The organism is Eubacterium sp. OM08-24 (assembly GCF_003438075.1).
In the GTDB taxonomy this organism is placed as follows: Bacteria; Bacillota; Clostridia; order Oscillospirales; family Acutalibacteraceae; genus Ruminococcoides.
In genome coordinates this window covers 13,539-40,395 of the sequence record NZ_QSTA01000009.1, presented here as the reverse complement: position 1 = coordinate 40,395, position 26,857 = coordinate 13,539, and the positions used below count along the sequence as shown (strand labels likewise).

24 protein-coding genes and 1 other annotated feature are annotated in these 26,857 nt (G+C 41.6%); of the genes, 10 read left to right on the top strand and 14 right to left on the bottom strand.

Going from position 1 to position 26,857, the window contains the following annotated elements:
* Positions 1–104 precede the first annotated feature (104 nt).
* A complete protein-coding gene (locus DXC23_RS10445) occupies positions 105–422 on the bottom strand; it encodes a hypothetical protein (protein ID WP_117706186.1) in 318 nt (105 codons plus the stop codon).
* A gap of 288 nt (positions 423–710) precedes the next feature.
* On the opposite strand from DXC23_RS10445, the gene DXC23_RS10440 reads away from it, so the two are divergent.
* From DXC23_RS10440 to DXC23_RS10430, 3 genes are all read left to right on the top strand, one after another.
* Positions 711–3,116 carry a transglycosylase domain-containing protein gene (locus DXC23_RS10440; RefSeq protein WP_117706184.1) on the top strand — a complete coding sequence of 802 codons (2,406 nt, stop codon included), beginning with the start codon at positions 711–713 and terminating at the stop codon, positions 3,114–3,116.
* 97 nt (positions 3,117–3,213) lie between these two features.
* The gene (locus DXC23_RS10435) at positions 3,214–4,443 is read left to right on the top strand and encodes a homoserine dehydrogenase (protein ID WP_117706183.1); all 1,230 of its coding nucleotides are present in this window, start codon (positions 3,214–3,216) and stop codon (positions 4,441–4,443) included.
* 21 nt (positions 4,444–4,464) lie between these two features.
* Entirely contained in the window at positions 4,465–5,670 is a 1,206-nt protein-coding gene (locus DXC23_RS10430) for an aspartate kinase (RefSeq protein ID WP_117706180.1), read from the top strand.
* 709 nt (positions 5,671–6,379) lie between these two features.
* Here DXC23_RS10430 and rplL read toward each other — a convergent pair.
* The 8 genes from rplL to DXC23_RS10390 all read right to left on the bottom strand — a co-directional run bounded on the left by rplL (position 6,380) and on the right by DXC23_RS10390 (position 10,812).
* Positions 6,380–6,754 (bottom strand): 50S ribosomal protein L7/L12, encoded by a 375-nt coding sequence (gene rplL, locus DXC23_RS10425; protein WP_117706178.1) that lies wholly within the window; start codon positions 6,752–6,754, stop codon positions 6,380–6,382.
* 52 nt (positions 6,755–6,806) lie between these two features.
* On the bottom strand, positions 6,807–7,361 hold the full coding sequence (rplJ, locus tag DXC23_RS10420; RefSeq protein WP_117706176.1) for a 50S ribosomal protein L10: 555 nt from the start codon (positions 7,359–7,361) through the stop codon (positions 6,807–6,809).
* Between the two features lie 39 nt (positions 7,362–7,400).
* Positions 7,401–7,542, bottom strand: a sequence feature (ribosomal protein L10 leader region).
* A gap of 34 nt (positions 7,543–7,576) precedes the next feature.
* Positions 7,577–8,272, bottom strand: coding sequence for a 50S ribosomal protein L1 (gene rplA, locus DXC23_RS10415; RefSeq protein WP_117706174.1), 696 nt, complete (start codon positions 8,270–8,272; stop codon positions 7,577–7,579).
* Between the two features lie 54 nt (positions 8,273–8,326).
* The gene (gene rplK, locus DXC23_RS10410; RefSeq protein ID WP_022235554.1) at positions 8,327–8,752 is read right to left on the bottom strand and encodes a 50S ribosomal protein L11; all 426 of its coding nucleotides are present in this window, start codon (positions 8,750–8,752) and stop codon (positions 8,327–8,329) included.
* A gap of 112 nt (positions 8,753–8,864) precedes the next feature.
* Positions 8,865–9,392 carry a transcription termination/antitermination protein NusG gene (nusG, locus tag DXC23_RS10405; RefSeq protein ID WP_117706173.1) on the bottom strand — a complete coding sequence of 176 codons (528 nt, stop codon included), beginning with the start codon at positions 9,390–9,392 and terminating at the stop codon, positions 8,865–8,867.
* A 37-nt stretch (positions 9,393–9,429) separates the two neighbouring features.
* On the bottom strand, positions 9,430–9,708 hold the full coding sequence (gene secE / locus DXC23_RS10400) for a preprotein translocase subunit SecE (RefSeq protein ID WP_117706171.1): 279 nt from the start codon (positions 9,706–9,708) through the stop codon (positions 9,430–9,432).
* A 12-nt stretch (positions 9,709–9,720) separates the two neighbouring features.
* Positions 9,721–9,870 carry a 50S ribosomal protein L33 gene (rpmG, locus tag DXC23_RS10395; protein WP_022235557.1) on the bottom strand — a complete coding sequence of 50 codons (150 nt, stop codon included), beginning with the start codon at positions 9,868–9,870 and terminating at the stop codon, positions 9,721–9,723.
* Positions 9,871–10,026: 156 nt separating this feature from the next.
* A complete protein-coding gene (locus DXC23_RS10390; protein ID WP_117706169.1) occupies positions 10,027–10,812 on the bottom strand; it encodes a hypothetical protein in 786 nt (261 codons plus the stop codon).
* A 179-nt stretch (positions 10,813–10,991) separates the two neighbouring features.
* Here DXC23_RS10390 and murI point away from each other — a divergent pair, with 179 nt between their 5' ends.
* From murI to DXC23_RS10365, 5 genes are all read left to right on the top strand, one after another.
* Positions 10,992–11,810: a glutamate racemase gene (murI, locus tag DXC23_RS10385; protein WP_117706167.1), complete on the top strand. Its 819-nt coding sequence runs from the start codon at positions 10,992–10,994 to the stop codon at positions 11,808–11,810.
* A gap of 15 nt (positions 11,811–11,825) precedes the next feature.
* A complete protein-coding gene (locus DXC23_RS10380) occupies positions 11,826–12,287 on the top strand; it encodes a DUF1934 domain-containing protein (RefSeq protein WP_117706165.1) in 462 nt (153 codons plus the stop codon).
* Complete coding sequence (gene argS, locus DXC23_RS10375) at positions 12,271–14,007, top strand: arginine--tRNA ligase (protein WP_117706163.1); 1,737 nt, start codon at positions 12,271–12,273, stop codon at positions 14,005–14,007. The genes DXC23_RS10380 and argS overlap by 17 nt, the downstream gene beginning before the upstream one ends.
* Before the next feature lie 191 nt (positions 14,008–14,198).
* Positions 14,199–15,137 (top strand): DUF6591 domain-containing protein, encoded by a 939-nt coding sequence (locus DXC23_RS10370; RefSeq protein ID WP_117706162.1) that lies wholly within the window; start codon positions 14,199–14,201, stop codon positions 15,135–15,137.
* Positions 15,138–15,196: 59 nt separating this feature from the next.
* Complete coding sequence (locus tag DXC23_RS10365) at positions 15,197–15,430, top strand: hypothetical protein (RefSeq protein WP_117706160.1); 234 nt, start codon at positions 15,197–15,199, stop codon at positions 15,428–15,430.
* On the opposite strand, the gene DXC23_RS10360 is transcribed toward DXC23_RS10365, so the two are convergent.
* Positions 15,375–16,163 carry a YdcF family protein gene (locus DXC23_RS10360; RefSeq protein WP_117706159.1) on the bottom strand — a complete coding sequence of 263 codons (789 nt, stop codon included), beginning with the start codon at positions 16,161–16,163 and terminating at the stop codon, positions 15,375–15,377. The genes DXC23_RS10365 and DXC23_RS10360 overlap by 56 nt on opposite strands.
* Before the next feature lie 147 nt (positions 16,164–16,310).
* On the opposite strand from DXC23_RS10360, the gene DXC23_RS10355 reads away from it, so the two are divergent.
* A complete protein-coding gene (locus tag DXC23_RS10355) occupies positions 16,311–16,985 on the top strand; it encodes a DUF1361 domain-containing protein (protein ID WP_158552561.1) in 675 nt (224 codons plus the stop codon).
* Between the two features lie 135 nt (positions 16,986–17,120).
* Here the strand turns inward: DXC23_RS10355 and DXC23_RS10350 are convergent, their stop codons facing one another.
* Positions 17,121–18,662, bottom strand: coding sequence for a 4Fe-4S dicluster domain-containing protein (locus tag DXC23_RS10350; RefSeq protein ID WP_117706156.1), 1,542 nt, complete (start codon positions 18,660–18,662; stop codon positions 17,121–17,123).
* A 231-nt stretch (positions 18,663–18,893) separates the two neighbouring features.
* Here DXC23_RS10350 and DXC23_RS10345 point away from each other — a divergent pair, with 231 nt between their 5' ends.
* Positions 18,894–20,339: a hypothetical protein gene (locus DXC23_RS10345; RefSeq protein ID WP_117706154.1), complete on the top strand. Its 1,446-nt coding sequence runs from the start codon at positions 18,894–18,896 to the stop codon at positions 20,337–20,339.
* Between the two features lie 551 nt (positions 20,340–20,890).
* On the opposite strand, the gene DXC23_RS10340 is transcribed toward DXC23_RS10345, so the two are convergent.
* From DXC23_RS10340 to mfd, 3 genes are all read right to left on the bottom strand, one after another.
* A complete protein-coding gene (locus DXC23_RS10340) occupies positions 20,891–21,652 on the bottom strand; it encodes a hypothetical protein (protein WP_117706152.1) in 762 nt (253 codons plus the stop codon).
* Between the two features lie 103 nt (positions 21,653–21,755).
* The gene (locus DXC23_RS10335) at positions 21,756–22,940 is read right to left on the bottom strand and encodes a hypothetical protein (protein WP_117706150.1); all 1,185 of its coding nucleotides are present in this window, start codon (positions 22,938–22,940) and stop codon (positions 21,756–21,758) included.
* 141 nt (positions 22,941–23,081) lie between these two features.
* Positions 23,082–26,528 carry a transcription-repair coupling factor gene (gene mfd, locus DXC23_RS10330; RefSeq protein WP_117706148.1) on the bottom strand — a complete coding sequence of 1,149 codons (3,447 nt, stop codon included), beginning with the start codon at positions 26,526–26,528 and terminating at the stop codon, positions 23,082–23,084.
* Positions 26,529–26,857: the final 329 nt, after the last annotated feature.

Here is a 26,857-nt window from a genome sequence, read left to right as displayed (position 1 = left end):
AATAGACATAATTCAAAATAGTGTAGTTTACATCAACAATCACGAACAAAATTTTTTATTTTTATTGGCAATCCACATAGTTTATTAATAACTTTCAAAAAACTTCAGCTGCAATAGTCCTCTACTGCTCTCCTAAGTTCTTCCTTACCCCTTATTTCTACACCTTTTTCAAGGCGTGTTACATCGCTTTTCGGCAAATTACCCGACAAAGTACCCGTTTTTAGGTAAATATTACCTGTTTCTTTATAATACACATTAAGATAGCCGTTTTCTATTTTCAGAATAAAAACATCTTCCTCTCGCTTGTCCTCAGTGTGGCTTAGCTCTGCGGTCTGAGCGGTATCCGTTTCCGCCGCAAACAAATCCCCGGTTACTGTGCACGCAATGAGTATTATGCCTGTAATACAAATAAGCTTTTTCACTTTCAAAACTCCCTGCTTTTTTGAAAATTTTGTGCTATAAAACGCCTTTGGTTATTTTCGGTTTCATACACTTTCTACTTTATATTTCCTCTTATTTGTATTATTATACATATATCACATTATATTATATAAAATTTTCCTTGTAAAAAGGCGTATTTTTTAAGAAAAATTTGGCTTTATATATTTATTTTTTTATTCTCTGGTGGTATAATAACTGTTGACTAGTATTTTTTATTTTGATATGAATTTTAAGAGATTAACTTTGTTTTTGTCAAAGAAGGAGAAATTATGCGTAACAAGCGTGAAACAGACATCAGTCAATACAAAGATATTCAACCCGAGATTAACACACCTGTGCATAAGGTTAGCCCTGCAAAGCGGTTTTTTAAGGCAATAGGAAAATTCCTTTTTACCGTTTTTTCCGTTTGCGTGGTGGCAGGTCTTATAGCCGTTATATCTCTCGGAATTTACATTGCAAGTCTTGCGTCCGAGCCTACGGGAATTGACCTGAGGGCAAAGTCGCTTAACCAGACAAGCTTTATTATGGTGCAGAATGCCGACGGCAAGTTTGAGCAATATCAAACTCTTTACAGCACGGAAAACAGAATTTGGGTAGACAACCAGAAAATTCCGCAGGCTATGAAAGACGCCGTTGTTGCCATTGAGGACAAGCGTTTCTTCGACCACCACGGAGTTGACTGGACGAGAACCCTCTCTGCCGTAGTAAGTCTTGCCTCGGGCACAGATTCTTACGGCGGTTCTACAATTACTCAACAGCTTATCAAAAATATAACAGACGACAACGAAGTTTCTCTCACAAGAAAAATGCGTGAAATCTGCAAAGCGCTCAAGCTTGAGAACGAATATACAAAGGACGAAATTCTTGAGGCTTACCTCAATGTTGTAAACTTCGGCAACAACTGTCAGGGTGTTGAGTCGGCGGCTCAGCTTTACTTTGACAAGAGCATTGAGAACTGCTCTATCGCCGAGTGTGCGGCTATTGCAGGCATTACTCAGAACCCGTCAAAATGGAATCCTCTTACTTATCCCGAAAATAACAAAATCAGACGAGAAATCATCATAAACGAAATGTATGACCAGGGCAAAATCACCAAGGACGAATACGATGCCGCTATGAAAGAGTCTGCAAATATGACTTTTGTAGGCTACACAAGCGATCGTGACGATGAAGATGACAACGACGACGGTTATGTTCAGAACTGGTACATCGACGAGCTTTTCTATGACGCTCAGAAAGACCTTGCTCAGTACTACAACATCAGCGAGGACGCAGCATCTGATAAACTTTACACAGAGGGTCTTAAAATCTACTGCGCAATGGATGTAAGAGCGCAGGAAATGATAGAAAATGCCGCTCAGAACATTGACAAGAGCAGCGACCCCGAATTAGAGATAGCTATGACGCTTATGGGGTTTGACGGCAGAGTAATCGCTACCGTAGGCAGCTCAAACAAAAAGACAGGGGCTTTAAGCTGGGACAGAGCGACAGAGTCATCTCTCCAGCCGGGTTCTTCTATCAAGCCTGTTGTTGTTTATCCATACGCAATCGACAATAAAATGCTCTACTTCTCATCTCAGATTGAGGACGCACCGCTCGAAAAGTACGAAACTAACGAGTACGGCGAGCTTGTTTCAGGCCCTAAGAACTGGTACGCAGGCTACAGGGGCACAATGCTTCTGCCTGACGCTATCGAAATTTCTTCAAACGGTACAGCCGCTCAGGCTATGAAAATGATTGGCGGTCCGAGCGTGGCTTACGAGCAGGTAGTAACAAAAATGGGATTTTCTCACCTTGACGAGCAGGACGCTTACAACTCGGGCGGACTTTCAATCGGTGGTCTTACAGGCGGTGTAACAGTTCGTGAAATGGCTGCTGCTTACAACTATATGGGCAACGGCGGTCTTTACTACAATCCTTACACCTACTACTACATTACAGACTCAGAGGACAACATTATTATTGATAACAGAAACGCTGTTCCAAAGCAGGCTTACTCACCAACAACAGCCGCTATTATGAACAGACTTCTCCACTACAATGTAACAAACTCAGTGAATACCGCCGCAGGCTCTGCAAGAATCAGCGGTTGGGATATTATCGGTAAAACAGGTACAACCGATGCCGATAAAGACTCATGGTTCTGCGGCATGTCACCATACGCTACACTTGCTATTTGGACAGGTTTTGACTACCCACACACAATTTCAAATACAAATGTTGCAACAAACACCTTTAACAAGGTTATGAGCTCATACCTAAGCGGTATGGAGCACAAGGACTTCAAATTCCCGTCCAACCTTATTGAGGCCCAGTACAGTCCGTATTCAGGACTTATCGTATCAACCGAAAATGTTTCGGGCAAATATGTAGGTTATTACACCGAGGACAATATGCCTTCAAACGGCGGTTGGGACGGTTACTACGACTCAAGCAATCCGGATTATGACGATTACGATTACGATACTTCATCGGGCGGTTCAGACAGCTCATACAGCGGTGACGAAAGCCACTCAGGCGGCGGTGATACTTCATCTGCCGAAAGCCAAGGCGGCGATACCTCATCTGCCGAAAGCCAAGGCGGCGGCGATACCTCATCTGCCGAAAGTCAGGGCGGCGGCGAAGAGCCAAAGCCGGAAGAAAGCGGCGGAGATGCATCTGCTTCGGCAGCTTAAGTCAGTTTATCTTGAAGGACTGTCTGCTTACAGGCAGTTCTTCATTAAATACATAAGGGAGTTATAAATTCCAAACTGAAAGGAAAGGATTTAGAATATGATTTCAGTAGCAATAATGGGCCACGGCGTTGTAGGCTCAGGCGTAGCCGAAATTCTTACAACACACAAACAGAAGCTTTTTGCAAGCATCGGAGAGGAAATTTATGTAAAGCACATTCTTGACTTGCGTGAATTTCCCGACAGTCCTTTAGCTGACAGATTCACAAAGGACTTTAACGACATCTTAAACGACAGAGAAGTAAGAGTTGTTGTTGAGGTTATGGGCGGTCTTAACCCAGCTTATGACTTTGTAAAAAAATGCCTTAAATCAGGCAAGAGCGTTGTAACCTCTAACAAAGAGTTGGTTGCCGCTCATGGTGCAGAGCTTTTACAGATTGCAAAAGACGAGAATGTAAACTTCTTATTTGAGGCATCAGTTGGCGGCGGTATTCCGATTATTCGTCCAATCAGCCAGTGCCTTGTAGCAAATATTGTTGATGAAATTGCAGGTATTTTAAACGGCACAACAAACTTTATCCTCACAAAGATGATTGAGGACGGTATGCAGTTTGACGCAGCCTTAAAGCTCGCTCAGGACCTCGGCTTTGCTGAGAGAAACCCTGCCGCTGACATTGAAGGTCATGACGCTTGCCGTAAAATCTGTATTCTTGCATCCCTTGCTTTTGGCAAGCATGTATATCCTGACTCAGTACATACAGAGGGTATCACAGAAATTACTCTTGAAGATGTAAAATATGCTGAGGCTTACAACTGCGTTATTAAGCTCATCGGCAAGGTAAAGCGCCTTGATGATGGCAAGATTGATATTATTGTTGCTCCTATGTTTGTACCAAACAAGAGCCAGCTCGCAAACATTGACTACGAGTTCAACGGCATTATGGTAAGAGGCGACTGCACAGGCGATGTAGTATTCTACGGCAAGGGCGCAGGCAAACTTCCAACCGCAAGCGCTGTTGTAGCCGATGTAGTTGACTGCTGCAAGCACTTAAAGACAAGAAAGTTCTTGTTCTGGGCAGACGGCAACGGCGACAATATTCTTCCTTATGAGGACTCTGTTACAGCTATGTATATCAGAGCAAACGCTACTATGGAGCTTGCTCAGGAGGTATTTGGCTGTGTAGATAAAATTGAAAAGGCAGACAGCCCGGAGGGCGAAATTGCTTTTGTAACAGCGCAATTACCCTATGGTGAAATTCTTGAGAAAATCTCTGCACTTGAAAGCAAGGGCGCAAAGGTAATTTCAAAAATCCGCATAGGTGATTTATAATTGAAAGAGGAGTAAAAGGACATGAGTTTGATAGTTCAGAAATTCGGCGGCAGCTCCGTAGCAAATGCTGAGCGTGTAATGAATGTGGCTAAAATCGTTACTGATACTTACGCACAGGGCAACGATGTTGTAGTTGTTGTATCTGCACAGGGCGACACCACAGACGATCTTATCGCAAAAGCCGAAGAAATTAATCCAAATGGTTCAAAGAGAGAAAAAGATATGCTGCTTGCAGCAGGTGAACAGATTTCTATTTCACTTCTTGCAATGGCAATCGAAAAGCTGGGTTATCCTGCTGTATCACTTCTTGGCTGGCAGGCAGGTTTTGAAACAACCAACATTCACACAAGTGCAAGAATCAAAAAGGTTGACCCAAGCCGTATTCGTCACGAACTCGACAAGAAGAGAATTGTTGTTGTTGCAGGTTTCCAGGGTCTTGCTAAGACCGACGATATTACAACTCTCGGCAGAGGCGGTTCAGACACAAGTGCCGTAGCTATTGCAGCAGCAATGCACGCTGACCTTTGCCAGATCTACACAGATGTAGAAGGCGTTTATACAGCTGACCCAAGAAAGGTTGAGAACGCAAGAAAGCTTAAAGAGATTTCTTACGACGAAATGCTCGAGCTTGCTACACTCGGCGCACAGGTACTCAACAACCGTTCAGTTGAAATGGCTAAGAAATATAACATCGAGCTTGAAGTCCTCTCAAGTATGACAAGAGCATCGGGTACAATAGTAAAGGAGAAAACTAAAATGGAAAAAATGTTAATCAGTGGCGTTGCTAAAGATACAGATGTTGCAAGAATTTCTGTAACAGGTATTCCAAACGAGCCGGGTCTTGCTTTCAAAATCTTCTCAAAACTTTCTGCTAAGGATATCAATGTAGATATTATTCTTCAGTCAATCGGTCACGATGGCAAGAAGGACATCAGCTTTACAGTACCAAAGTCAAGAGGTTCTGAGGCTGCCGAGGCACTCAAGGATTACATTGAGAACTTTGACGGTACAGAAATCCTCGTAGACGAGAGCGTTGCTAAGATTTCTATCGTAGGCGCAGGTATGGAAAGCCATGCAGGCGTTGCTACAAAGATGTTTGAGGCTCTTTACGATGCGCAGGTAAACATTCAGATGATCAGCACAAGCGAAATCAAGGTTTCTGTTCTTATTGATGAGAACGATGCAGATAAGGCTGTTAAGGCTATCCACGCTAAGTTCTTTGGTTAATTTATATTTATTGCATTATAAAAGGCTCCTCTATTGAGGAGCTTTTTTGCTGTAAATATTGTTGCTAAAATTTGTGTAAATTACAGTTTAGCGCACAAAGTTTAGTTTAATAAATTTAAAATTTAGGTCAACCCTTTTTAAAGGGTTTCGGATTTGGGCAGAGCCCATAAAACAATAAAAACGCACTGAATTAAAATATAAATAATCAGTTATAATTGTATTATAGAATAACTTAACTTTAAATTACTTAAGGCTTTAGTAAAAAGCAAAAGTTAAGACTAATAAGTGGCAGTGAGTAAGAAAGTTACACCTGAGTATCAGTTGAGAAATGATATTTTAAAGGACGCAAAAGTTTGCGTGTGTGGCTAATTCGCCCTTAAAAAGCGGCAAATTGTAGTTTTAGTAGTGTGCCCTTTCCTTTGTTGCTTTCGCAATTATGAGGCTTTCGCCATTATGTTGTTCAATCCGCCAAACGGCAAGCCGTTTGACTATTATAATTTGCAATAGCATAAAGCATTTGTGGGTCTGCCCAAACCCGCAACCTTTGAAAAGGTTGACCAAACTTTTATATTCGGGACTGAAAATTTTTCTTTTGCTTTACTTTGTTGCCCGACCGATAATTTGCTAAACCATAATTTTCAACCATCATCGCACACAACAAAAAATCCCGACGGAAAATTCCGTCGGGATAAAAATTTTGGAAATTAAATTACTTAACTTCAACTTCAGCGCCAGCTGCTTCGATCTTTGACTTGATCTCATCAGCCTCGTCCTTAGATACAGCCTCTTTGAGAGCCTTTGGAGCGCCGTCAACGAGAGCCTTAGCTTCCTTAAGACCAAGACCTGTGATCTCACGAACAACCTTGATAACAGCGATCTTGTTGCCGCCGGCACTCTTAAGGATTACATCAAACTCTGTCTGCTCAGCAGCAGCAGATGCAGCCTCAGCAGGGCCTGCAACAGCAACTGCAGCAGCAGCTGATACACCAAACTCATCCTCTACAGCGTGTACGAGCTCTGAAAGTTCAAGAACTGTGAGGCCTTTTAATTCTTCAATAATAGCAGTAATTTTCTCTGATGCCATTTTAATTTACCTCCGATATAATAAGTTGTAAAATTTAAATTAATTTTGCAGATTATTCTGCAGCAGGTTCCTCAGCAGGAGCCTCTTCTGTTGCGGCTGCTAAGCAAGCCTCAACACCACCCTTATCAACAACAGCCTGCATAGCTCTTGCGAAAGAAGCGATTGGTGCCTGGAATGCACCAAGTACATTTGCGAGAAGTACATCTCTTGTAGGAAGTTTTGAAAGTGCTGTGATTGTATCCATATCAATAACAGCGCCATCAAGGTAACCTGACTTAACCTTAAAGTTATCGTGATCCTTAGCATAGTTGCAGAGGATTCTTGCAGCAGCAGCATACTCACTGTCGCTTGTTGCGAGAGCTGTTGTACCCTCGAGAACAGGCTTCATCTCCTCAAGACCTACCTGGTCACAGGCACGAGATAAAAGTGTGTTCTTAACTACTGAGTAGTGAACATTGTTTTCACGAAGTTCTTTTCTGAGCTTTGTATCGTCCTCAGTGTTGATACCCTCGTATGAAACAACTAAACCTGTAACAGAGTTCTTAAGTCTTGCTGTAAGTTCTTCAACGATGACTTTCTTCTGCTCTAAAACACTTTGACTTGGCAATTATTTCACCTCCAAAATTTTTTAAACGCAGTATCTAAAGTTCATAAAAAACAAGGCAGTCCGATTAAACCTCGGACTGCCGCAAAAATACAAAATAATGTAAAATTGCATCTTCCTCGGCAGGCGGTATAACCTTTATGCATAATGCACCTGCTGTCTTTAGAACAGCGAATTTATATTCACACCAAAAGGTGTAAACATTAAATTAATTATAATCAAACACCAAACTTAGCAGGTGAAATACGAACGCTTGGTCCCATTGTTGATACAACAGCAACTGAGCGAATGTACTGACCCTTTGCAGCAGCCGGCTTAGCCTTTACGATAGCTTCCATAAGTGTATCGAAGTTCTCGCCGAGCTTGTCTGCGCCAAAGCTTACTTTACCGATTGGGCAGTGAATGATGTTTGTTTTGTCAAGACGGTACTCAATCTTACCTGCTTTAGCCTCTTTAACAGCCTTAGCAATGTCAGGAGTAACAGTACCAGCCTTTGGGTTTGGCATAAGACCACGAGGACCAAGGATTCTACCTAAACGGCCTACAAGACCCATGCAGTCAGGAGTTGTAATGAGAACATCAAAGTCCATCCAGTTTTCCTGCTGAATCTTCTGAGTCATATCCTCAGCACCTACAAAGTCAGCACCTGCTTCCTTTGCAAGCTCCTCATTAGCGCCCTTACAAATAGCAAGAACTCTAACATCTTTACCTGTACCGTTAGGGAGTACAACAGCGCCTCTAACCTGCTGGTCAGCGTGACGGCTGTCAACACCGAGCTTTACATGAAGCTCAACGGTTTCATCAAACTTAGCGGTGCTTGTCTTGATAACAGTTTCAAGAGCCTCGCCTGGTTCGTATAATTTTGATTTGTCAACGAGCTTAGCTGCGTCAACATATTTTTTACCGTGTTTCATCAGTTTTCCTCCATTGATAGGTGGTCAATCGGGATTTCCCTCCCACCCGGATAATTAGTCAACTACTGTAATACCCATGCTTCTTGCAGTACCTGCAACCATGCTGATTGCTGCTTCAAGAGAACCTGCGTTGAGGTCAGGCATTTTCTGCTCTGCGATCTTTGTGATCTGCTCACGAGTAATCTGAGCAACCTTTGTCTTGTTTGGTACGCCAGAACCACTCTCAATGCCACAAGCCTTCTTAAGAAGGACTGCTGCCGGTGGAGTTTTTGTAACGAAAGTGAATGAACGGTCTGCATACACTGTAATAACAACTGGGATGATAAGACCGATGTCATTCTTTGTGCGCTCGTTAAAATCCTTTGTGAACGCAACGATATTTACGCCGTGCTGACCAAGAGCAGGTCCAACAGGCGGAGCCGGAGTAGCCTTTCCGGCAGGTATCTGTAACTTAATTAAGCCAACTACCTTCTGAGCCATTGTGTTTGCACCTCCAAAATTCGTGGTAAATTGCGGGACACCACTATGTAGGTTCCCTCCCACAGGGAACATTATGCTCCCAATAATAAGCCATTAGGCAAATTATCTGCGATTATTCCTCAAGCAGTTCAGCCTGACCTAACTCAAGCTCAACCGGAGTTTCTCGTCCGAACATTGATACAATGACACGGACATAGTTTTTATCGGCATCAATTTCTTCTACAACACCGACAAAATCATCAAGCGGACCATCGATAATACGAACTGAATCGCCAACCGAATAGTTCACCTTTACAGAGCGGGTTTCAACACCCATTCTGTATACCTCAGCATCTGTAAGCGGAACAGGTTTAGATCCCGGTCCAACAAATCCTGTGCATCCTCTGATATTGCGTACTACATACCAGGTTTCGTCTGTATAAATCATCTTAACAAAAACATAACAAGGGTAAATTTTATTTTCAACCTCTTTTGTTTTGTCGCCAACGGTTTCGGTTACGATTTCAGTAGGTACTTTAACATCAACGATCATATCTTGAAGGTTTCTGTTTTCAGCAGTTGTCATTAAGTCAGCTGCAACCTTATTTTCGTAGCCCGAATAAGTATGCACTACATACCATTTTGCTTCTTGATCTGCCATTTACTCTCTTCCTTTCGTAAGTTAGTAACAACAGAGATTAAGCTGATGTGTTCATAACTAAGCCAAGCAAAGCATAAAGTCCTCTGTCAAGGCCGAAAATGAACAATCCCACAACTACGATAACTGCGATAACAATACCGAAGTTCTTTGTAGTCTGCTTTGGAGTAGGCCAAGTAATTTTCTTGAGCTCACCCTTACACGCACCGAGGTACTTAATAAGCTTCTGAAAAACATTTTGCTTGTTTTTCTTCGCAGGTTTTTTGGCGTCTGCTTTTTTAGCATCGGCCTTTTTAGCTTCAACCTTTTTGTCAGCCATTTTAAACCTCCATTATTTTGTTTCCTTGTGCGGAGTGTGTTTCTTACAGAAACGGCAGTACTTGTTCATTTCAAGTCTGTCCGGACTGTTCTTCTTGTTTTTCATTGTGTTGTAATTACGCTGTTTGCACTCTGTGCAGGCCAATGTGATTTTAACTCTCATAACGGCACCTCCCGGTTTTTTCGGAATATTTTAGCCTCCCTCAATAGGGCAGAAAAATAAAGCCCCTTTCAGAGGTATAACTATTTTATCATATACAAAACACTAAGTCAAGTGTTTTTACGCAAAAAATCGCAGTATTTCTGCATTTAATTATAATCAGTCATTAAGTGTAGATGCTTTAGAAACATTCTTTTTCTTTGGCTTTTCGGGTTTAACCTTTTTGCCCTTATATTTTCTGGCAGCCTTTCCTGCTTTTTTAAGGTCATCACTGAGATACTCAAAGACTGTATTAAACTGCTCGTCATCAAGTGAGTTGAGCAAAATAATTGTGATAATTGAGCGAGTATCGCTATCACCGTTGTTGTACTGCAAATTGAAAATGCCAACGAGTTTTTCTACCTGCTGGTTTGTTGCCGACTTTAAGTAATTTACAATCTTAGGAGCAATCTTTTCTTTTGCAAAAGTTGCGCCTCTGAAAGGAAAATAGCCGTCCTCTTCGTACTTAATTTCCTCTTTAAGCTCAGGAAAAACAGCTACAAAGCGCTTAGCAAGGAATTTTGGATCTGCGTTGCCGTCATCATCCTTTTTCTTTTTCTGCTTAATCTGCTTTGCACGCTTAACGGCAACAGTGCCTGAAACGCCCTCTAAAAAGTCGTTTGCGATACTTTCAACATCTTTCTGAGTGCTCTCTTCGTCAAGCATCCATGTAGCAAGAGTTTTCCACTCGTTGTCAGGGCCTTCCTCTGTCATAGTACAGGTGCGGAGAACCATATGTGATTTTTCAACATAATAGACCACTGAATACGCTACATTTTCACTTGTAAAAAGTGCTACGATTTCCTGTTTGTCATCGGCAGCAACCTTTTGTCTTGTATATCCGGCAGGAGCAAGCTGAGCCTCAACCTTACCTGCAATATAGTCAAACGCATTTCTTATTTCCAAAGTCATACATCCTTTCTAAATGTATTCACCAATATATTATACAAGTAATATGCACGCTTGTCAATCAGAGAAAAGGGCAATAACACGCATTATTTTTGGTTTTTAACTTGAAACCGTTGCCCTAATATGTTATTATTAACAAGTATACTTTTATGTAATAATGAAAAGAAGGTTTTAATATGTCTTCAGCTAACGCCATAGGAGTGTTTGACTCCGGGCTTGGAGGACTGAGTGCGGTCAGAGAATTTCTGCACATTCTTCCAAATGAAAATATAGTTTACTTTGGCGATACGGGACGAGTTCCTTACGGAAACCGCAGCCGTGAAACCATTACAAGATATGCTTTTCAGGATACTCACTTTTTACTTGAAAACAATGTAAAAATGATTGTTGCCGCTTGCGGCACAGTAAGCTCTGTTGCAGGCAAAAGGCTTGAAAGTGAGCTGCCTGTTCCCTACACCGGCGTTGTAAATCCCACAGCCTTTGCCACAGCCAAAAAGACAAAGTCGGGCAGAATCGGCGTAATAGGCACAGCCGCAACAATAAACAGCCACAGCTACAAGGCTCGCCTCGAAAGGCTCAACCCCGATTTTAAGGTGTTTGAAAAGGCTTGTCCGCTCTTTGTTCCGCTTGTAGAAAACGGACTTATACATAAAGACGACCAAATTGTTCGCCTTACAATAAAGCGCTACCTGCTTGAGCTTGTTGAAAACGATATTGATACGCTTATCTTGGGCTGTACTCACTATCCGCTGCTTGCAGAGGCAATTTCAAGCGTTATAGGCAACAGCATTGAGCTTATTGATTCAGGCTACGAAACCGCCATTTATGCGCAAAAAGTGCTCAAGGAAGAAAATCTTTTAAACAACAGCGCAGAAAAGGGCACTTCGGCATTCTATGTGAGCGACACCCCCGATGATTTTGAAAACATCGCAGGACTTTTCCTCGGCAAGGATATGGAGCACACGGTAACTCAGATAAACATTGAGAAATACTGATAATCGGAGGAATTTATGGAAAAAGATAAAAATCCCTATATGATTTCGATTGTCGGCGAACAGCGAGTTGACGGTCAGGACGACCGCATAGAGGTGCTTACCGAGGGCAAATATATGATGAAAAACGGTCATTTCTTTATAAATTACAAGGAATATGACGAGGATTTGCCCGATAAGTTTTTTAACAACCTTGTCAAGGTGGAGGACGAAACCGTTACGATTTCACGAAAAGGGCCTTTAAGCTCACAACTGATACTTGAAAAAGGCAAAAGGCACCAATGTATGTACCAAACGATTGCAGGTACGCTTTCTATCGGTGTGTTTACAAAAACGCTCAACAATAATCTTAATGAAAACGGTGGCTCACTTGAGGTTATCTACACTCTTGACTTTAACTCAGACCTTGTGAGTGAAAACCGATTTAAAATAGACATTGAAAAAAAGAAAGAGGTAGAAAACAATGAACATATATGCTGAAGCAGTCAGCAAGCTGAAACTTGCGATAAATTCTGCCATTGAAAAGGCAATTTCAGAGGGCGACCTTCCACAGGCTGATTTGCCCGATTTTATTATAGAAACCCCTGCCGACAGATCTCACGGCGACTTTGCTACAAATGCCGCAATGGCTGGCGCAAAGGCTTTTCGTATGCCTCCTTTCAAAATTGCACAGGCTATCACCTCGCACCTTGACCTTGAGGGTACAATGTGTGAGAAATTTGAAACAGCAGGCCCCGGATTTATCAACTTTTTCCTCGGTTCGGAGTTTTACTCGGCTGTTGTAAACAGTGTTCTCGAAAATCCCGAAACCTACGGCAGCTCCGACTTTGGCAAGGGCGAAAAGGTAATGGTTGAATTTGTATCGGCAAACCCAACAGGCCCTATGCATATGGGCAACGCAAGAGGCGGCGCACTCGGCGACTGTCTTGCCGCTGTTCTTGACAAGGCAGGATACAATGTATGGCGTGAATTTTATGTAAACGATGCAGGAAATCAGATTGAGAAATTCGGCTGTTCACTTGAGGCTCGTTATCTTCAGATTTTTAAGGGTGACGAAATTGTATTTCCGGAGGACGGCTATCAGGGCGCAGATATCACAGAGCTTGCGCAGGAGTACGCCGACATTAACGGCGACAGCCTTGTAAATGTATCGGCTGAGGAGCGCAAAAAGGCTCTTGTAGACTTTGCTCTTCCTAAGAACATCAGCAAAATGCAGAGTGATATGGCAAAATACAACATTACCTATGACAAGTGGTTCTTTGAGAGCGAACTCCACAAAAGCGGCGCTGTAAAGGCGGTTGTTGACACGCTCACAGAAAAGGGACTCACCTATGAGCAGGACGGCGCTGTTTGGTACAAAAACAAGCAGGTGCTTACAGAAAAGCTCTTAAAGCAGGGCAAAACTCAGAAATACATTGACAACCTTGAGCTTAAGGACGATGTGCTTATTCGTAAAAACGGCAATCCGACCTACTTTACCGCCGACATTGCTTATCACAAGAATAAATTTGACAGAGGATTTACAACTCTTATTGATATATGGGGCGCAGACCACCATGGCCATGTAATGCGTATGAAGGGTGCAATGGACGCTATCGGCTATGACGGCGGCAAGCTCAATGTTGTGCTTATGCAGCTTGTAAAGCTCGTTAAAAACGGTGAAATCGTAAGAATGAGCAAGCGTACAGGCAAGGCAATTCAGCTTGGCGATTTGCTCGAAGAAGTACCTGTTGACAGCGCAAGATTTTTATTTAACACTCGTGAGGCTAACACTCAGATGGACTTTGACCTTGATCTTGCCGTTGCGCAGGACAACCAAAACCCTGTATATTATGTTCAGTACGCACACGCAAGAATTTGCAGTATTATTAAGGCACTCGCAAAAGACGGCATTACACCACGCAAATGCACAAATGCGGAGCTTGCACTTCTTACCGCACCGGAGGAAAAGGAGCTTATCCACCACCTCGCATCTTATACAAATGAGATTGAAAGCGCCGCAAAGGACTATGACCCAACAAAGATTACACGCTATGTAACACAGCTTGCTACACTTTTTCATAAGTTCTACAACGCTTGCAGAGTTAAGGGCGAGGACGAGGCCCTCACTCAGGCAAGACTTGCACTTTGCGAAAGCGTAAAGGTTGTAATCAAGAATGTTCTCACAATGTTCAATATCTCTTGTCCGGAGAGTATGTGAGTTTGAATTTAATATTTCAATATAAAAACGGTCTGCAAAGTATTGTGCTTTTCAGACCGTTTGGTTTAATTGCTATTTAAAATGTGAAAAGTTTATTTAAAAAGTTTTGAGTGTATGCTGACAGCATACACTTTTTCGTTTCAGTTTTTATATAATAATGGCAACGGATTTACATTAAGGAGGAAATAATTATGAAAAATACCGTTAAAAAGGCTTTATGCACATTCATTACCGTTATTGCAGCGGTATCAAGTACAATGATTTTTACAGGCTGTTCCAATAATGGAGAAACAGGAACATCACAAAACAGCACAAGTAATGCTGACAAAAGTGCCTCTGTCGCTTCTGAAACAGAAAAACCGACACAAAGCAAAGAAACTATTAAAATTGAAGACATCGACTGGAATGTTGACGAGGGAATTGTAAGTGGCAAGAAATATGTCTTGCTTAATTACACCAACAATTCTAAATTTCTGATTAGTGACTTTGAAATTACTTTTAAACAGAAGAATTCTGTAACCAATGAACAAAAGGAAACCTTCTTCTCTGATGTAAAAAAACAATTTTCATTCAGTGATGACGATATGAAGCAATTAGAAGGAACAGATATATCTATGCACGCCGAAAGCAACAAACTTGTTGATTCCGGTGAAATGGCTAAGAATATAAATTGTTACTATTATCAAGGTTATTCTTATGTAACAAATATAAATCACTATAATCTTGTAGAACCTGACATCGCTACCATAAAATATGTAGGTGATGACCAAAAAATTTATACTGTATATTATGATTTTTCGAGCAAAAAATATTCTGAGGAAGAAGACGCTGAGGATGCATATTATTGGACAACAACTGAGCTTGGCAATAAAATTCCAAAACCTGATGTTAAGATAGTCAAGAAATACCTCTCTGATGATGAAGACTCATTTGGTGTTGAGGCATTTGGTGTATCTTCAGATTATTTCAATTCATATGCAGATAAATGCAAAGAACTTGGCTTTACAGAAGATGTAAGCGAATATGATACTCACTACTCTGCAAAGGATAAAGACGGCTATGATTTAACTATTTCATATAGCGAAGATGATGATAGTATGACTATTACCCTTGACGCTCCGAATAATTAACACATAAAATTTAAAAAACTGCAAAAAATATAACCACCTGAGAAAGGTGGTTATTTTTTATGAACAAAAAGGAAAGCAAGCGCAACGAGCGTTACCCTATTGAACTGCCGTCACGCAACAACGGCTTTGAACATTCGCCGATTGTAGATGTTACGGATAGCGAAATCTATCCATATGAGGTAAATTCACGCAGAAATGCAGTATATCAGCCAAGTGAGAACATTTCAGAAGTGGTGGCTACCGAAATAGAACCTGATTCGGCAGGGCAAACCATTCACGAACGGCAAATGTAGGGACAAACAGCGGGAAGGTGTCGGCATTTACCGAGCCGACACTTCCGCTCAGTCCCTGTTGTTTTGTAATTATCTGCGCCCTCAACTGGTGAAAACCGTCTGTAACTATAGCTTTGTTTTCATTAAGTCCGTTTGCTTTAATTATTTCTTCGGAAAATGCAATATTTTCGCCTGTATTTACCGCTTTGTCTTCTATATAAAGTCTGTCGGGCGAAATCCCTGCACCGACAATATAATCGTACATAGCCTGAGCCTCGCTTATCGGCTCGTTGCTGCCCTGTCCGCCTGTCAGCACAGCTTTTGCATCAGGATTTTCCTGCAAATATTTTACGGCGCTGTTTATTCTGCCTGTAAGCATCATACTCGGGCCGTTCTCGGTAACTTGAGCGCCAAGTACGATTGCGGTTGCATTTTGTTTTGGCTGTTGTATGCAGGCAAATGTCATTAGACCCGTAACAATCAAACCGTAGCAAAGAAGTGCTGTAAAGCAAAAATTGATGCCGTACAGAACAATTTTGCCGAATATATTTTTCTTGAGTTTTTCTTTTAATGATTTGTATTTATTGCGTGTGCCGAATACAAAAATCAGCCATACACACAGCAATCCGCCCACAAGATTGCCGATGTTGACAATTCCCCACGGAGCGCACGATACAAACAACAACAAAAATACAATGGCAATTAAGGTAATTATAACTCTGAATATTTTAAAAGCTTTGTTTTCTTTTTTCACAGCTTATCAGCTCTTTTCGTAAATAATTATAATTATTTTAGCATATAAAACACCGAAAGACAATAACTTTTAACTTTGCTTGCAAAATTTTATTGATACCGCAGTGAAAACGTGATATAATAACTTATTATGCAAGGCGGTGACAATATGAAGTCTGTATTTGTGGGAAACAAAGCGAAGTTTGCTTATTTTTCCTTTATATTTATAATAATTTCAACGGCTATGTATACATTTTATGCCAAAGAACCGCATCGGTGGTATATTGTATGGAATGATATTCTTGCTGTAATTCCACTGTTTGCGGCAATGCTCTGCGAACATTATTACAGTAAGAAAAAAGCTGTTCCTGCTGTAATATTTGGATTTTTGTGGTTATTATTCTTTCCAAATTCGCCGTATATGATGACGGATTTAAAATATACAAGCTATTTTAAAGACTCCGCTTATCTTGAATATGAAAAAATCGGAACGAATGTGACCGCTTGGCTTATGGTGCTGAACTTGACGGTTACGGTTATACTCGGGTTGCTGTTCGGAATGATGTCAATGCGAATTATTCATAAAATAATAAATAAGCGTTTCGGAAAGGTGACGGGTGTTGCTTTTTGTACAATTACGATTTTACTCAGTTCGTTTGCAATTTATATCGGCAGATACGCAAGAGTAAATTCGTGGGATATCGTTCGCCCATGGTTTCTCATTGAAAAATCGCTGAACTCAATTACCGCATTTACACCTGTATTTATTCTGCTGTTCAGCATAGCAATCGCAATGATTTATGTGCTTTACTGCGCTTTTGATAAATTTATTATTAAAAATTAAAGGTTCTTTATCAAAAGTTGGGATAAATTATGGTTTAGTGCAGAAAGTTTAGTTTAATAAATTCAAAATTTAGGTCAACCCTTAAAAAAGGTTGACCTAAATTTATAAATCTAAAGTTTGGTGCGCTGCCATAAATTATTCCTTATTTTTATGCGAAAATTCATTATAAAGGTTTTCAAGCTCAGGCAAAATGTCAACATACGGAGATTCGCAGGCGGTTTCAAATGGACTGCTCTTTTTACTCTTCAGATTTTCTGCGGCGGATTTTTCGGGAACATTTATTGTGCCTGCACCTGCCACACAACCGCCCGGACACGCCATACCCTCAAGCAAATAGCCGTTATACTTGCCGGCTTTTGCCATTCTTAACAATTTCATACACTCGTCAAGTCCCTGTGCGTTTGCAATTTTTACTTCACGCTCGGGGTTCATTCTGTGTATTGCATTTACAACCGCTTTTGCAACACCGCCGCTTACGGCAAAGCCTCTGCCGTCTGCACTTGAGAAAGAAAGCGGCTCTTCATCGTTTTCAAGTGCCGCAAAATCCACCTCTTTGGCGGTGAACATTCCTGCAACCTCTTCAAAGGTAAGTACAAAATCAATGTCACTTCTTATACTTCTGCGGCTCGCCTCAAGTTTTTTAGCCGCACAAGGGCCTATAAATACTACTCTGCAACCCGGATGATCCTGTTTTGTAAGTCTGCCTGTAAGTACCATAGGAGTGAGCGCCATAGAAATATACGGCGCAATATCGGGAAAAGTTTTCTTTGCCATAACGCTCCATGCGGGACAGCACGAAGTAGCCATAAACGGTTGTTTTTCCGGCACTTCTTCCATAAAGTCCTTTGCCTCTTCAACAGTGCAAAGGTCAGCGCCGACAGCAACCTCTACTACATCTGTAAAGCCAAGCGCCTTGAATGCGTTTCTGATTTTGGTTGACGGCAAGCCTGCAAACTGACCTGCAACGGCAGGTGCAACTGCGGCATAAACGGGAGTATCACTCTGTAAAGCCTTTATTGTTTGGAAAATCTGGCTTTTGTCAACAATGGCGCTGAACGGACAGCTTACAAGGCACATACCGCAGCTGACGCACTTATTATAGTCAATATCTGCTCTGCCATGATCGTCACTATGAATAGCTTTCATTCCGCACGCCGCCGCACATGGGCGCTCCTGCTTAATAATGGCATTGTAAGGGCACGCACTTTGGCACTTGCCGCACTTAATGCACTTTTCTTCATCAATAAAAGATTTTCCATGCACAATCGAAATTGCGCCCTTAGGGCAAACCTCGGTGCAAGGATGCTCAAGGCAGCCCTGACAGCCGTTGCTTACGAACACACGCTTTTCGGGACAGCTGTGGCACGCAAACTTTATAATATTGATAAGCGGCGGCTCGTACACCTTTTCGTCTATCATACTCTCCTCAACGCCTGTTGAAATAGGCGCTTGCTCGTCTGCCGAAAGAAGATTAAGTCCCATTGCAAGGCGCAGTCTTTCACCCACGATAGCTCGCTCAAGAAAAACGCTTTCTCTGTAAGTGGAAATCTCGCCCGGAATGATTTTATAAGGCAGGCTCTCAAATTTTGAGTAATCTCCGCCCTCGTATGCAAATCGGGCAACTTCGGTGAATATTTGCTGACGAATTTTAGTTTTTGAAGAATACAATCCTCTCATAATTAAAACTCCCGTTATTTCATATTTTTTCTGTTATTTAATGCAAAAACTTAACGATTTTGCATTTTTATAAAATACATTTCAATAAAATTATACAACAGCGGGCAAAATATTTCAACAATAATTTTGTAAAATTGACAGCAAAATATTCTAAAATTACATTGACTTTTGTTTATATTTGATTTATTATAGCATTATATAATGTTTAAAAATTTTAAGGAGAATACAGTTATGAAATGCAAAAACTGCGGTTTTGAATTTGTCGGCAAGTTCTGCAATATGTGCGGTGCTCCTGCCGAGCCACAACCAACCGAAAACGCTCAGGCTCAAAATCCTTACATAGTAAATACAAACAGAAGCCAAGCAACTGCTCAGCCGACAGCGGGGCCACAAAACGGCGCAATTTCTATTCCGCCTAAGCAGGATAATTTTGCCAATGCTCCTGTTCCATCACAACAGGGTGATACTAATAATACCGCTATTCCACCTCAACAAGATAATTTTGCTAATGCCGCTGTTCCGCCACAACAGGGTAATTTTTACAATACTCCTATTCCACCTCAGCAGGGCGGTTTTGTCAATCCTCAAATGAGAAATGTCTATGCAAAAATACCGACACAAAATGCTCCTAAAAACAAAAGCGGAAAAGCAGGAAAAATTGTGCTTGCCTGCATAATCGGCACAATTATTCTTGCAGGTATTGTAATTGTAATAATCTCGTCAATCGCCAACTCTATGGACTCACCGAAAACAGATGTGATTAACATAAGCGATTATAATTACGATTACAACAACTACCATATAAACGAAAATGCAGAAACCTTTTTTGGCAATATTATGCTGACGGGTTATGAGTTCGACAGAAGTATTGACACAACTGAAGTATACGGCAAATATACATTGACATTTAAAATTGAAAATTCGTCCGACAATGAGCAGAAAGTATCCTTTTCGGACTTTAATGTTACCTCAAACAGCGACATTAATAATAACACATTTACTAACATTAATGACGGAAATTCCCCGTCAAGCATAACAATTAATCCGCACAGTACAGAAACTTTTAAGATTTTCAGATACAGTGAGAATTACGAGGACTTACTTCCGATAAAAATCACCTACAAATACAGTACGGCAGACGGAAAATACGGCTCGATTATATTTATAAAGGGCGGAGAAAGCAGTCAGGCAGACCTTTTTGGCGAGGCAAAAACAGACTTTGGCTATGCGAAAATTACAAAAATCACAAAGCCGAGTGAAAGTGAAATACGCAAACACTTTTATGAAGACAAATATGTTGATGCCGAGTTTAATGCAAGTGATTATGAGGACTGCAACCTTTATGATTTTACACTTGAGCTTTGCAATAATACCGAACAGCAATGCACATTAAGGGAAATAACCGACAAATATTCGCTCAACAGCTCTGACGGCATAAGTTACGAGATAAACCACGCTTTGGTTCTCACGCCGAGCGATTACATATACTCTACCTATCTTGAAGATGACGCTTCGCTTTATCATTTTATCAATCCCAAAACTACCGATACCGTACATATATTGGTACCTGTAAAAAAGGAAAGCGACCGCTTTGAGCTTAATTTATCATTCAGTAACAGCGATACTGTAAAATTCAACTCAAGCCTTGATGAATTGGAGAAAAATCTGAGTAAGTAAAAGTGAGTTATAAAAGTATGTGAAAACCTGCAATTTTAATTTAATAAATTTAAAATTTAGGTCAACCCTTTTTAAAGGGTTGCGGGTTTGGGCAGAGCCCATAAAAAGTTTCCCTTACTTCAAATTATCGGACGCAAACAGCAAAGCTGTTTGCGTGCTAAAACTAAGTTTGAAAAATAAGCGACAGCCTTTTAAAAAGAAATAATCAACAAATAAGCCGTCAACGCTATGCGATGACGGCTTTAATTTTAAGAATATCTTTCCTTTTTGCTGTCGCAATTTAATGGCTTTCGCCGTTATGTTTCAGTCGCCAAACGGCAAGCCGTTTGGCTATCAAAAATTTGCAACAATTTAAAGCATTTGTGGGCTTTTCCCACACCCACAACCTTTGAAAAGGTTGACCAGACTTTTAACTTCGGACGGAAATTTTAGCTTTTCCTTTACTTTGTTGCGCAACCGAAAGTCGGCTAAACCATAATTCACCACAACTTTTAATAAAAAACAAACTAAAAAGCCGATACCGCTAAAATGCAGTATCGGCTTAAATTTTATTAATGTTTAAATCTTGTACCGCCCTTATTTGCTTTCTGAGTAGTATGCTTTGGCAATTCTACATCTGCGGTATCAAATTTTCTTTTAAGTGATTTGACTGCCTTGCCTGTCGCACCGGCAAAGTTATATCTGCCACGACTCTTTACCGTTGACACAATAAAGAATACTATGCCTGCAATGCTGAGCACTACGCAAGCAATACCCACATATAACATCCAATGACCGTTGTCCGACTTGCTTGTGTTCTTTTTAATAAAGCTGAAGTCATCGCCGTCACTGTCTTGCAAAGATGCGTTTTTAAGGTTTGCAGAAATATCGTTCCAATCGTTCTTTGAAAGAGTTTTATCATCAATAGTATCTCTGCTTACCGAGTACATCTGAGCAGGCGGTGCTGTGGTTTCGGGCACTGTATAGGTTGACTGTCCGCCACCCACATATTCACTGCCGTCATTGCTGTAATATGGCTTATCGTCTGTATCCGAGTAGCTGTATGTCGGCTCAACATATGGCTCTGTCGGTTCCGGCTCTGGATCAGGATAATAAGTCGGCTCCGGCTCGGGATAATATGTTGGTTCAGGCTCAGGCTCATATGTCGGCTCGGGCTCGGGCTCAGGCTCGTATGTCGGCTCAGGGTCAGGCGCAGGCTCGGTTTCAATGATTTCGCCGCCGCTTTCCTCTTCGCCCACCGCATTTACAGAAAATGCGAATGCCGAAAAGCTGAGCGCAAGTATTGATACTAAAGCAATTATTTTTCTTTTCATACTGTCGACTCCTTTCGCAAAATTAAAGAAGTTATATTAATCAGTGTAAATATTTGCACTAAATGCCACACAAAGGCTGTGTGGCATTTTGATTTTTAAACTTTTACTTTGAAGAAGATGAGCTTGAAGAACTTGAGCTTGCTGATGAGCTTTCAGGTTTTACAAAGTAAAGCTCAGGCTTGTACTGGTCGAGTACAGACTGGTTCTTTTCGCAATCTGTCTTTTGAGCAAGGTCATCAACATACTTTGCAAACTCGTCTTTTTTCATATCTGCAAGCAATTTGTTGCGCTGTGTTGAATCGTAAACATAGCTGTCAATGTCTGAGTTGATGTCACCCTTATAGATAAGGTAATAAACTGCTGTATTGCCTGTACCTACCTTAACGGTCTTTGCCTCGTTTGCTTTCATTTCGCCGAGAGCTGTTTTAAGCTCACCGCCGAGTGAACTGCTTTTAAGGTTTTCAACAGCCTTTGTTACAGGGTCATCTGTAATTGAATTTGCTGTCTTATACTTATTTACAACATCGTCAAATGAAGTGCCGTTATTAAGTTCCTTTGCGTAACCGTCAAATTCGTCTGTAATCTTCTTTGCGTCCTCGTCAGAAAGCGCTACATCTGTGCTCTTATTTGACTCGTCTGTTGTTGACTTATAAAGATTTGCTTTTATGTACTTATAGTCTGTATAATTTTCTGTAAAGTATGAAATAAATTCATCGTCCTTTACCTCTTTTGAGCCGCCCTCGCCATAAATCTTGTCAAAGATTGCGGAATACTTTGTGTTGTAAAGTGTTGTGCAGTACTCAAAGCTCTCAAAAGATACACCGTAAGGCTCGTACTCGTCTTTGTATGGCATATAGTAGCCGTAAGATGCGTAAGGGCCTACTGTCCAATATTCCTCGGCAGATTTCTTTGCTGAGTCGGCAGTAGCGCCGCTCATATCAATGCCGAGCTCCTCAACGAGGTTGTCAACAGCAATGTAGTTTAAGCACATTTTGTCTGCCTCGTTTTTAATCCACTCTCTTGCAACAGCCTTGTCACCGTCATCGTCTGTGATTTCAAGGTCAAGCCATGAATCAGATGCCTCGTCATAAGATGCGAGCTTTGACGCATAGTTTTTAGCCTGTGAGTAAGCTGTTTTGAGTGAGTAGCTGTAAACGCCGATTGGCAATTCTACTTTATCTGTTTTGTAAGCCCATTCTGCATTGAGGCTGATTGGGGTGCAGCCAACCGCTGCAACGGCAATAATCAGTGCAAGCAATAATGAACCGATCTTTGCATATGGTTTCATAATATTTACCGTCCTTAAAATATTCTATTTCACCCAAAAAAACGATAGGGTGCGTACCTTATGATTATACACAAAAAAATTTGCATTGTCCATATATTTTCTAAAATTTATTGCTTTTTCAGCAAAATTTTCAGCCAACTATCAGATTTTAAATACTTTTTTAAGCATTTCAAGTGACGAACCGCCGCCGCACCTGATTGTTATGTACGGTTTGTTGCCTGCCGAAAGCATTGCCCTGCCGTTGAGCCTTGACAAAAGCTCAATTACCTTAGGCGATTTTATCTCTTTAACAAACAACAGCACATTGGTTTCCGTCTGCCTTATTTCATAAATGCCCATTGCATTGGCGCAATTTCTGATAAGCGCAATGTCAATAAGTCCGAGCACAGATTCGGGGATTTCGCCAAAACGATCTCTAAGCTCGTCTTTTACATCCAAGCTGTCCTCTTTATTGCGTATATCGGCAATTCTGCGGTACACATCAAGGCGGAGCGTAAGACTTTCCACATAGCTTTCGGGGATATGTGCATTAACTGAAATATCAATAAGGCAATCGAGATCTGCCGACTCGGGTGCTTCGCCCTTTTCTTCGCTTACAGCCTCACCGAGCAATTTAAGATACATATCGTATCCGACAGATTCCATATGTCCATGCTGTTGTGCGCCCATAATGTTGCCTGCGCCTCTGAGTTCGAGATCTCGCATAGCGATTTTAAAGCCGCTGCCAAACTCCGTATACTCACGAATTGCGGCAAGTCGCTTTTGCTGAATTTCAGTGAGCACCTTATTTTTGCGGAAGGTAAGATACGCATAGGCTCGACGGTTACTTCTGCCCACTCGGCCTCTGAGCTGGTGGAGCTGAGAAAGTCCCATTCTGTCGGCGTTTTCTATGATAAGCGTGTTTGCGTTCGGCAAATCAACTCCTGTTTCTATTATAGTAGTGCAAACAAGAACATTTACTTCCTGCTCAAGCATTTTTCGCCATACTTCGCTGAGTTCGTGCTCTTTCATCTTGCCATGTCCTATTGCGATTTTCGCCTCGGGTATTGCGTCAAGTATTCTTGATGCGCACGATTCAATGGTGGCAACATCGTTATGTAGATAAAACACCTGTCCGCCTCGCCTTAGCTCCTTGCGGATAGCCTCGTTTATGACTGCGTCATCGTGCTCAAGAACATAGGTCTGCACAGGCTGTCGGTTTCGTGGTGCTTCCTCAATGACGCTCATATCTCGCAAACCGCTCATTGCCATATTGAGGGTTCGTGGAATAGGTGTAGCCGAAAGAGTAAGAACATCTACATTTTTGCAAAGCTCCTTAAAGCGCTCCTTTTGTGCCACGCCAAAGCGCTGTTCCTCATCTATAATCGCAAGTCCGAGGTCACGGAACTCCACATCTTTTTGCACAAGGCGGTGTGTGCCTACAACCATATCCACCTCGCCTCGTTTGAGCTTTTCAATGGTTTCTTTCTGCTGTTTTGCCGTTCTGAATCGTGACAGCAATTCAATTCTTATCGGATAGCCCTCAAAGCGCTTGCAAACGGTTTGGTAATGCTGCCACGCAAGAATGGTTGTCGGGCAAAGCAAAGCACACTGCTTGGAATCCGCTATGCATTTAAAAGCCGCTCTGAGCGCAACCTCTGTTTTGCCAAAGCCAACATCGCCGCACAAAAGTCTGTCCATCGGCGAGGTTTTCTGCATATCGGATTTAATCTCCTCGCAGCATCTGAGCTGGTCGGGAGTTTCTTCGTACTCAAACTTAGCCTCAAAATCGTGCTGCCACTCATTATCGTGCGAAAAAGCATAACCCTTTGCTTTCATTCTTGCCGAATAAAGTGCAATAAGCTCTTTTGCTATGTCCTTTACAGAGGCTTTTACCCTCGACTTTGCTTTCTGCCAATCCTGCGAGCCGAGCTTGTTAAGTCGAACTCGGTTATTCTCTGACGGGCCGATGTATTTTGCTACCATATCAAGCTGAGTTACTGGCACATAGAGAACATCGCCCTTTGCGTACTCAATCTTGATGTAATCCTTTACAATGCCATGGGTGTCTATCTTGCGGATACCGCCGAAAATACCGATTCCATGCACGCTATGAACTACATAATCACCCTGCGAAAGCTCGGCAAGACTGTAAATAGCCTGACTGTCCTTTGGTGTTTTTTTGCGGGCTTTCTTTTTCGGCACATATGAAATGTGACCTTGAGTAATAACAAAGAATTTTTCAAGCGGATATTCAAAGCCTGCGCTGAGCGTACCCGGAAGTACAAACAAAGCGTTTTTCTTGACTTCCGATAATTTGTCGGCATACTGAGCAGGAATACCGTCATTTCTGAGCGACTCGCAAAGATTTTTTGCCGCCTTATCTGTTCCTGCAAGCACAACGCCGCAGCTTTCGGCGGTAAGCATTCCGTTTAAGTCCTCTTCAAGCTGTTTGTATGAGCCGTTCCATACAGACAGCTGTTTTGTAGAAAATGATACTATTTTTCTGAGCGGAATTGTGGTTGAACCATGCACAAATCCCTCAAGCATAACAATGCCATGAGAGGTAAAAATATCTACACACTCAGAAAAGGTGAGCGAATACTTATCAAGACCTCGGCAAAGCACACCGTCTTCAAAGGCGGCTTTTACGGTTTCTTCGTTTCTGAAATCCATTGCTCTGCCTCGCTCGGCAATGTTGTTGTATTCAGAAGTGAAAATGAGTGTATCTCGGCTCAAATAATCAAAAAGCGTTTCGGCTTTATCATAGATAAGCGGAATATATTTGTCGGTATCAGAAAGCATTGCGCCCGACCTTATGCTGTCCGCCTCGGAAAGCAAGGTTTCTTTAACCTGCGGCGCTTTTTTACCTCGCACACCCTTTGCAAAATTTTCTATTTTATCGGCAAGTGCCGTTTTGTCCTCAATAATTACTTCGGCAGACGGTGAAAGGCGAATTTCGCCTGCTTTTTCTCCTCTTCGCTGAGTATCAATATCAAAAAAGGAAAGGTCTGTTATTTCATCGCCCCAAAATTCCGCACGAACAGGGTTTTCGGCATCGGGCATAAAGAAATCGAGTATGCCGCCCCTTACGGAAAACTGACCGCTGCCCTCTACCGCATCAAAACGCTCGTATCCAAGCAGGGTGAGGGTGCGAACGGCTTTTTCTATGCTGATTTCAAGCCCCTCTTTGAGCGTTAAAACGCATTCTGCCAAAAAGTCCTTTGGAACAGTAAATTGTGATGCGGCGTCAATACAGCTCACTACAACATCGCACTCGCCGTCAATCAGCTTTAACAGAACTTTAAGTCTTGCGTGTTCGTATTCTCTCGATGCACTTTGCATATCTCTGAAATTAAAATCTCTTTCGGGATAAAAATATGCACGCATACCCATACTTGCAAGGTCATTGCAAATGGTTTGCGCCTCTCGCTCATCGGAGGCAACACAAAAGGCAGTAGTGTTCTTGCGACAGCACAGAGAATAGATAATATGTGCCTTGTGAATTGCAGAAAGTCCCGTAGCACAAACACTTCCGCCACGCACAACGGCTTTTTCAAGTGAGTTAAAAACCTCACTGTTTTTAAAAACATCAACTAAAAATTTCATAATTCATCTTGCTTTATTTTGCTTATTTTAATTTGTTATTTGTCAAAAGTTAGGGGGATTTGGGTTTATTGCCAAAGTTAATTTTTATAAATTTAAAATTTAGGTCAACCCTTTTTAAAGGGTTGCGGGTTTGGGCAGAGCCCATAATATGATAAAAATATACTGATTTGCAATATAAACAAGCAGTTGTGATTATACCATAGAACGGCTAAACTTTAGATTAAACAAGACTTTAGCAGAAAACAAAGGTTAAGACTAATGAGTGGCAAAAAGTTAGAAAGTCGCTCTTTAGTATCAGTAGAGAAAAGATATTCTAAAGAATACAAAAG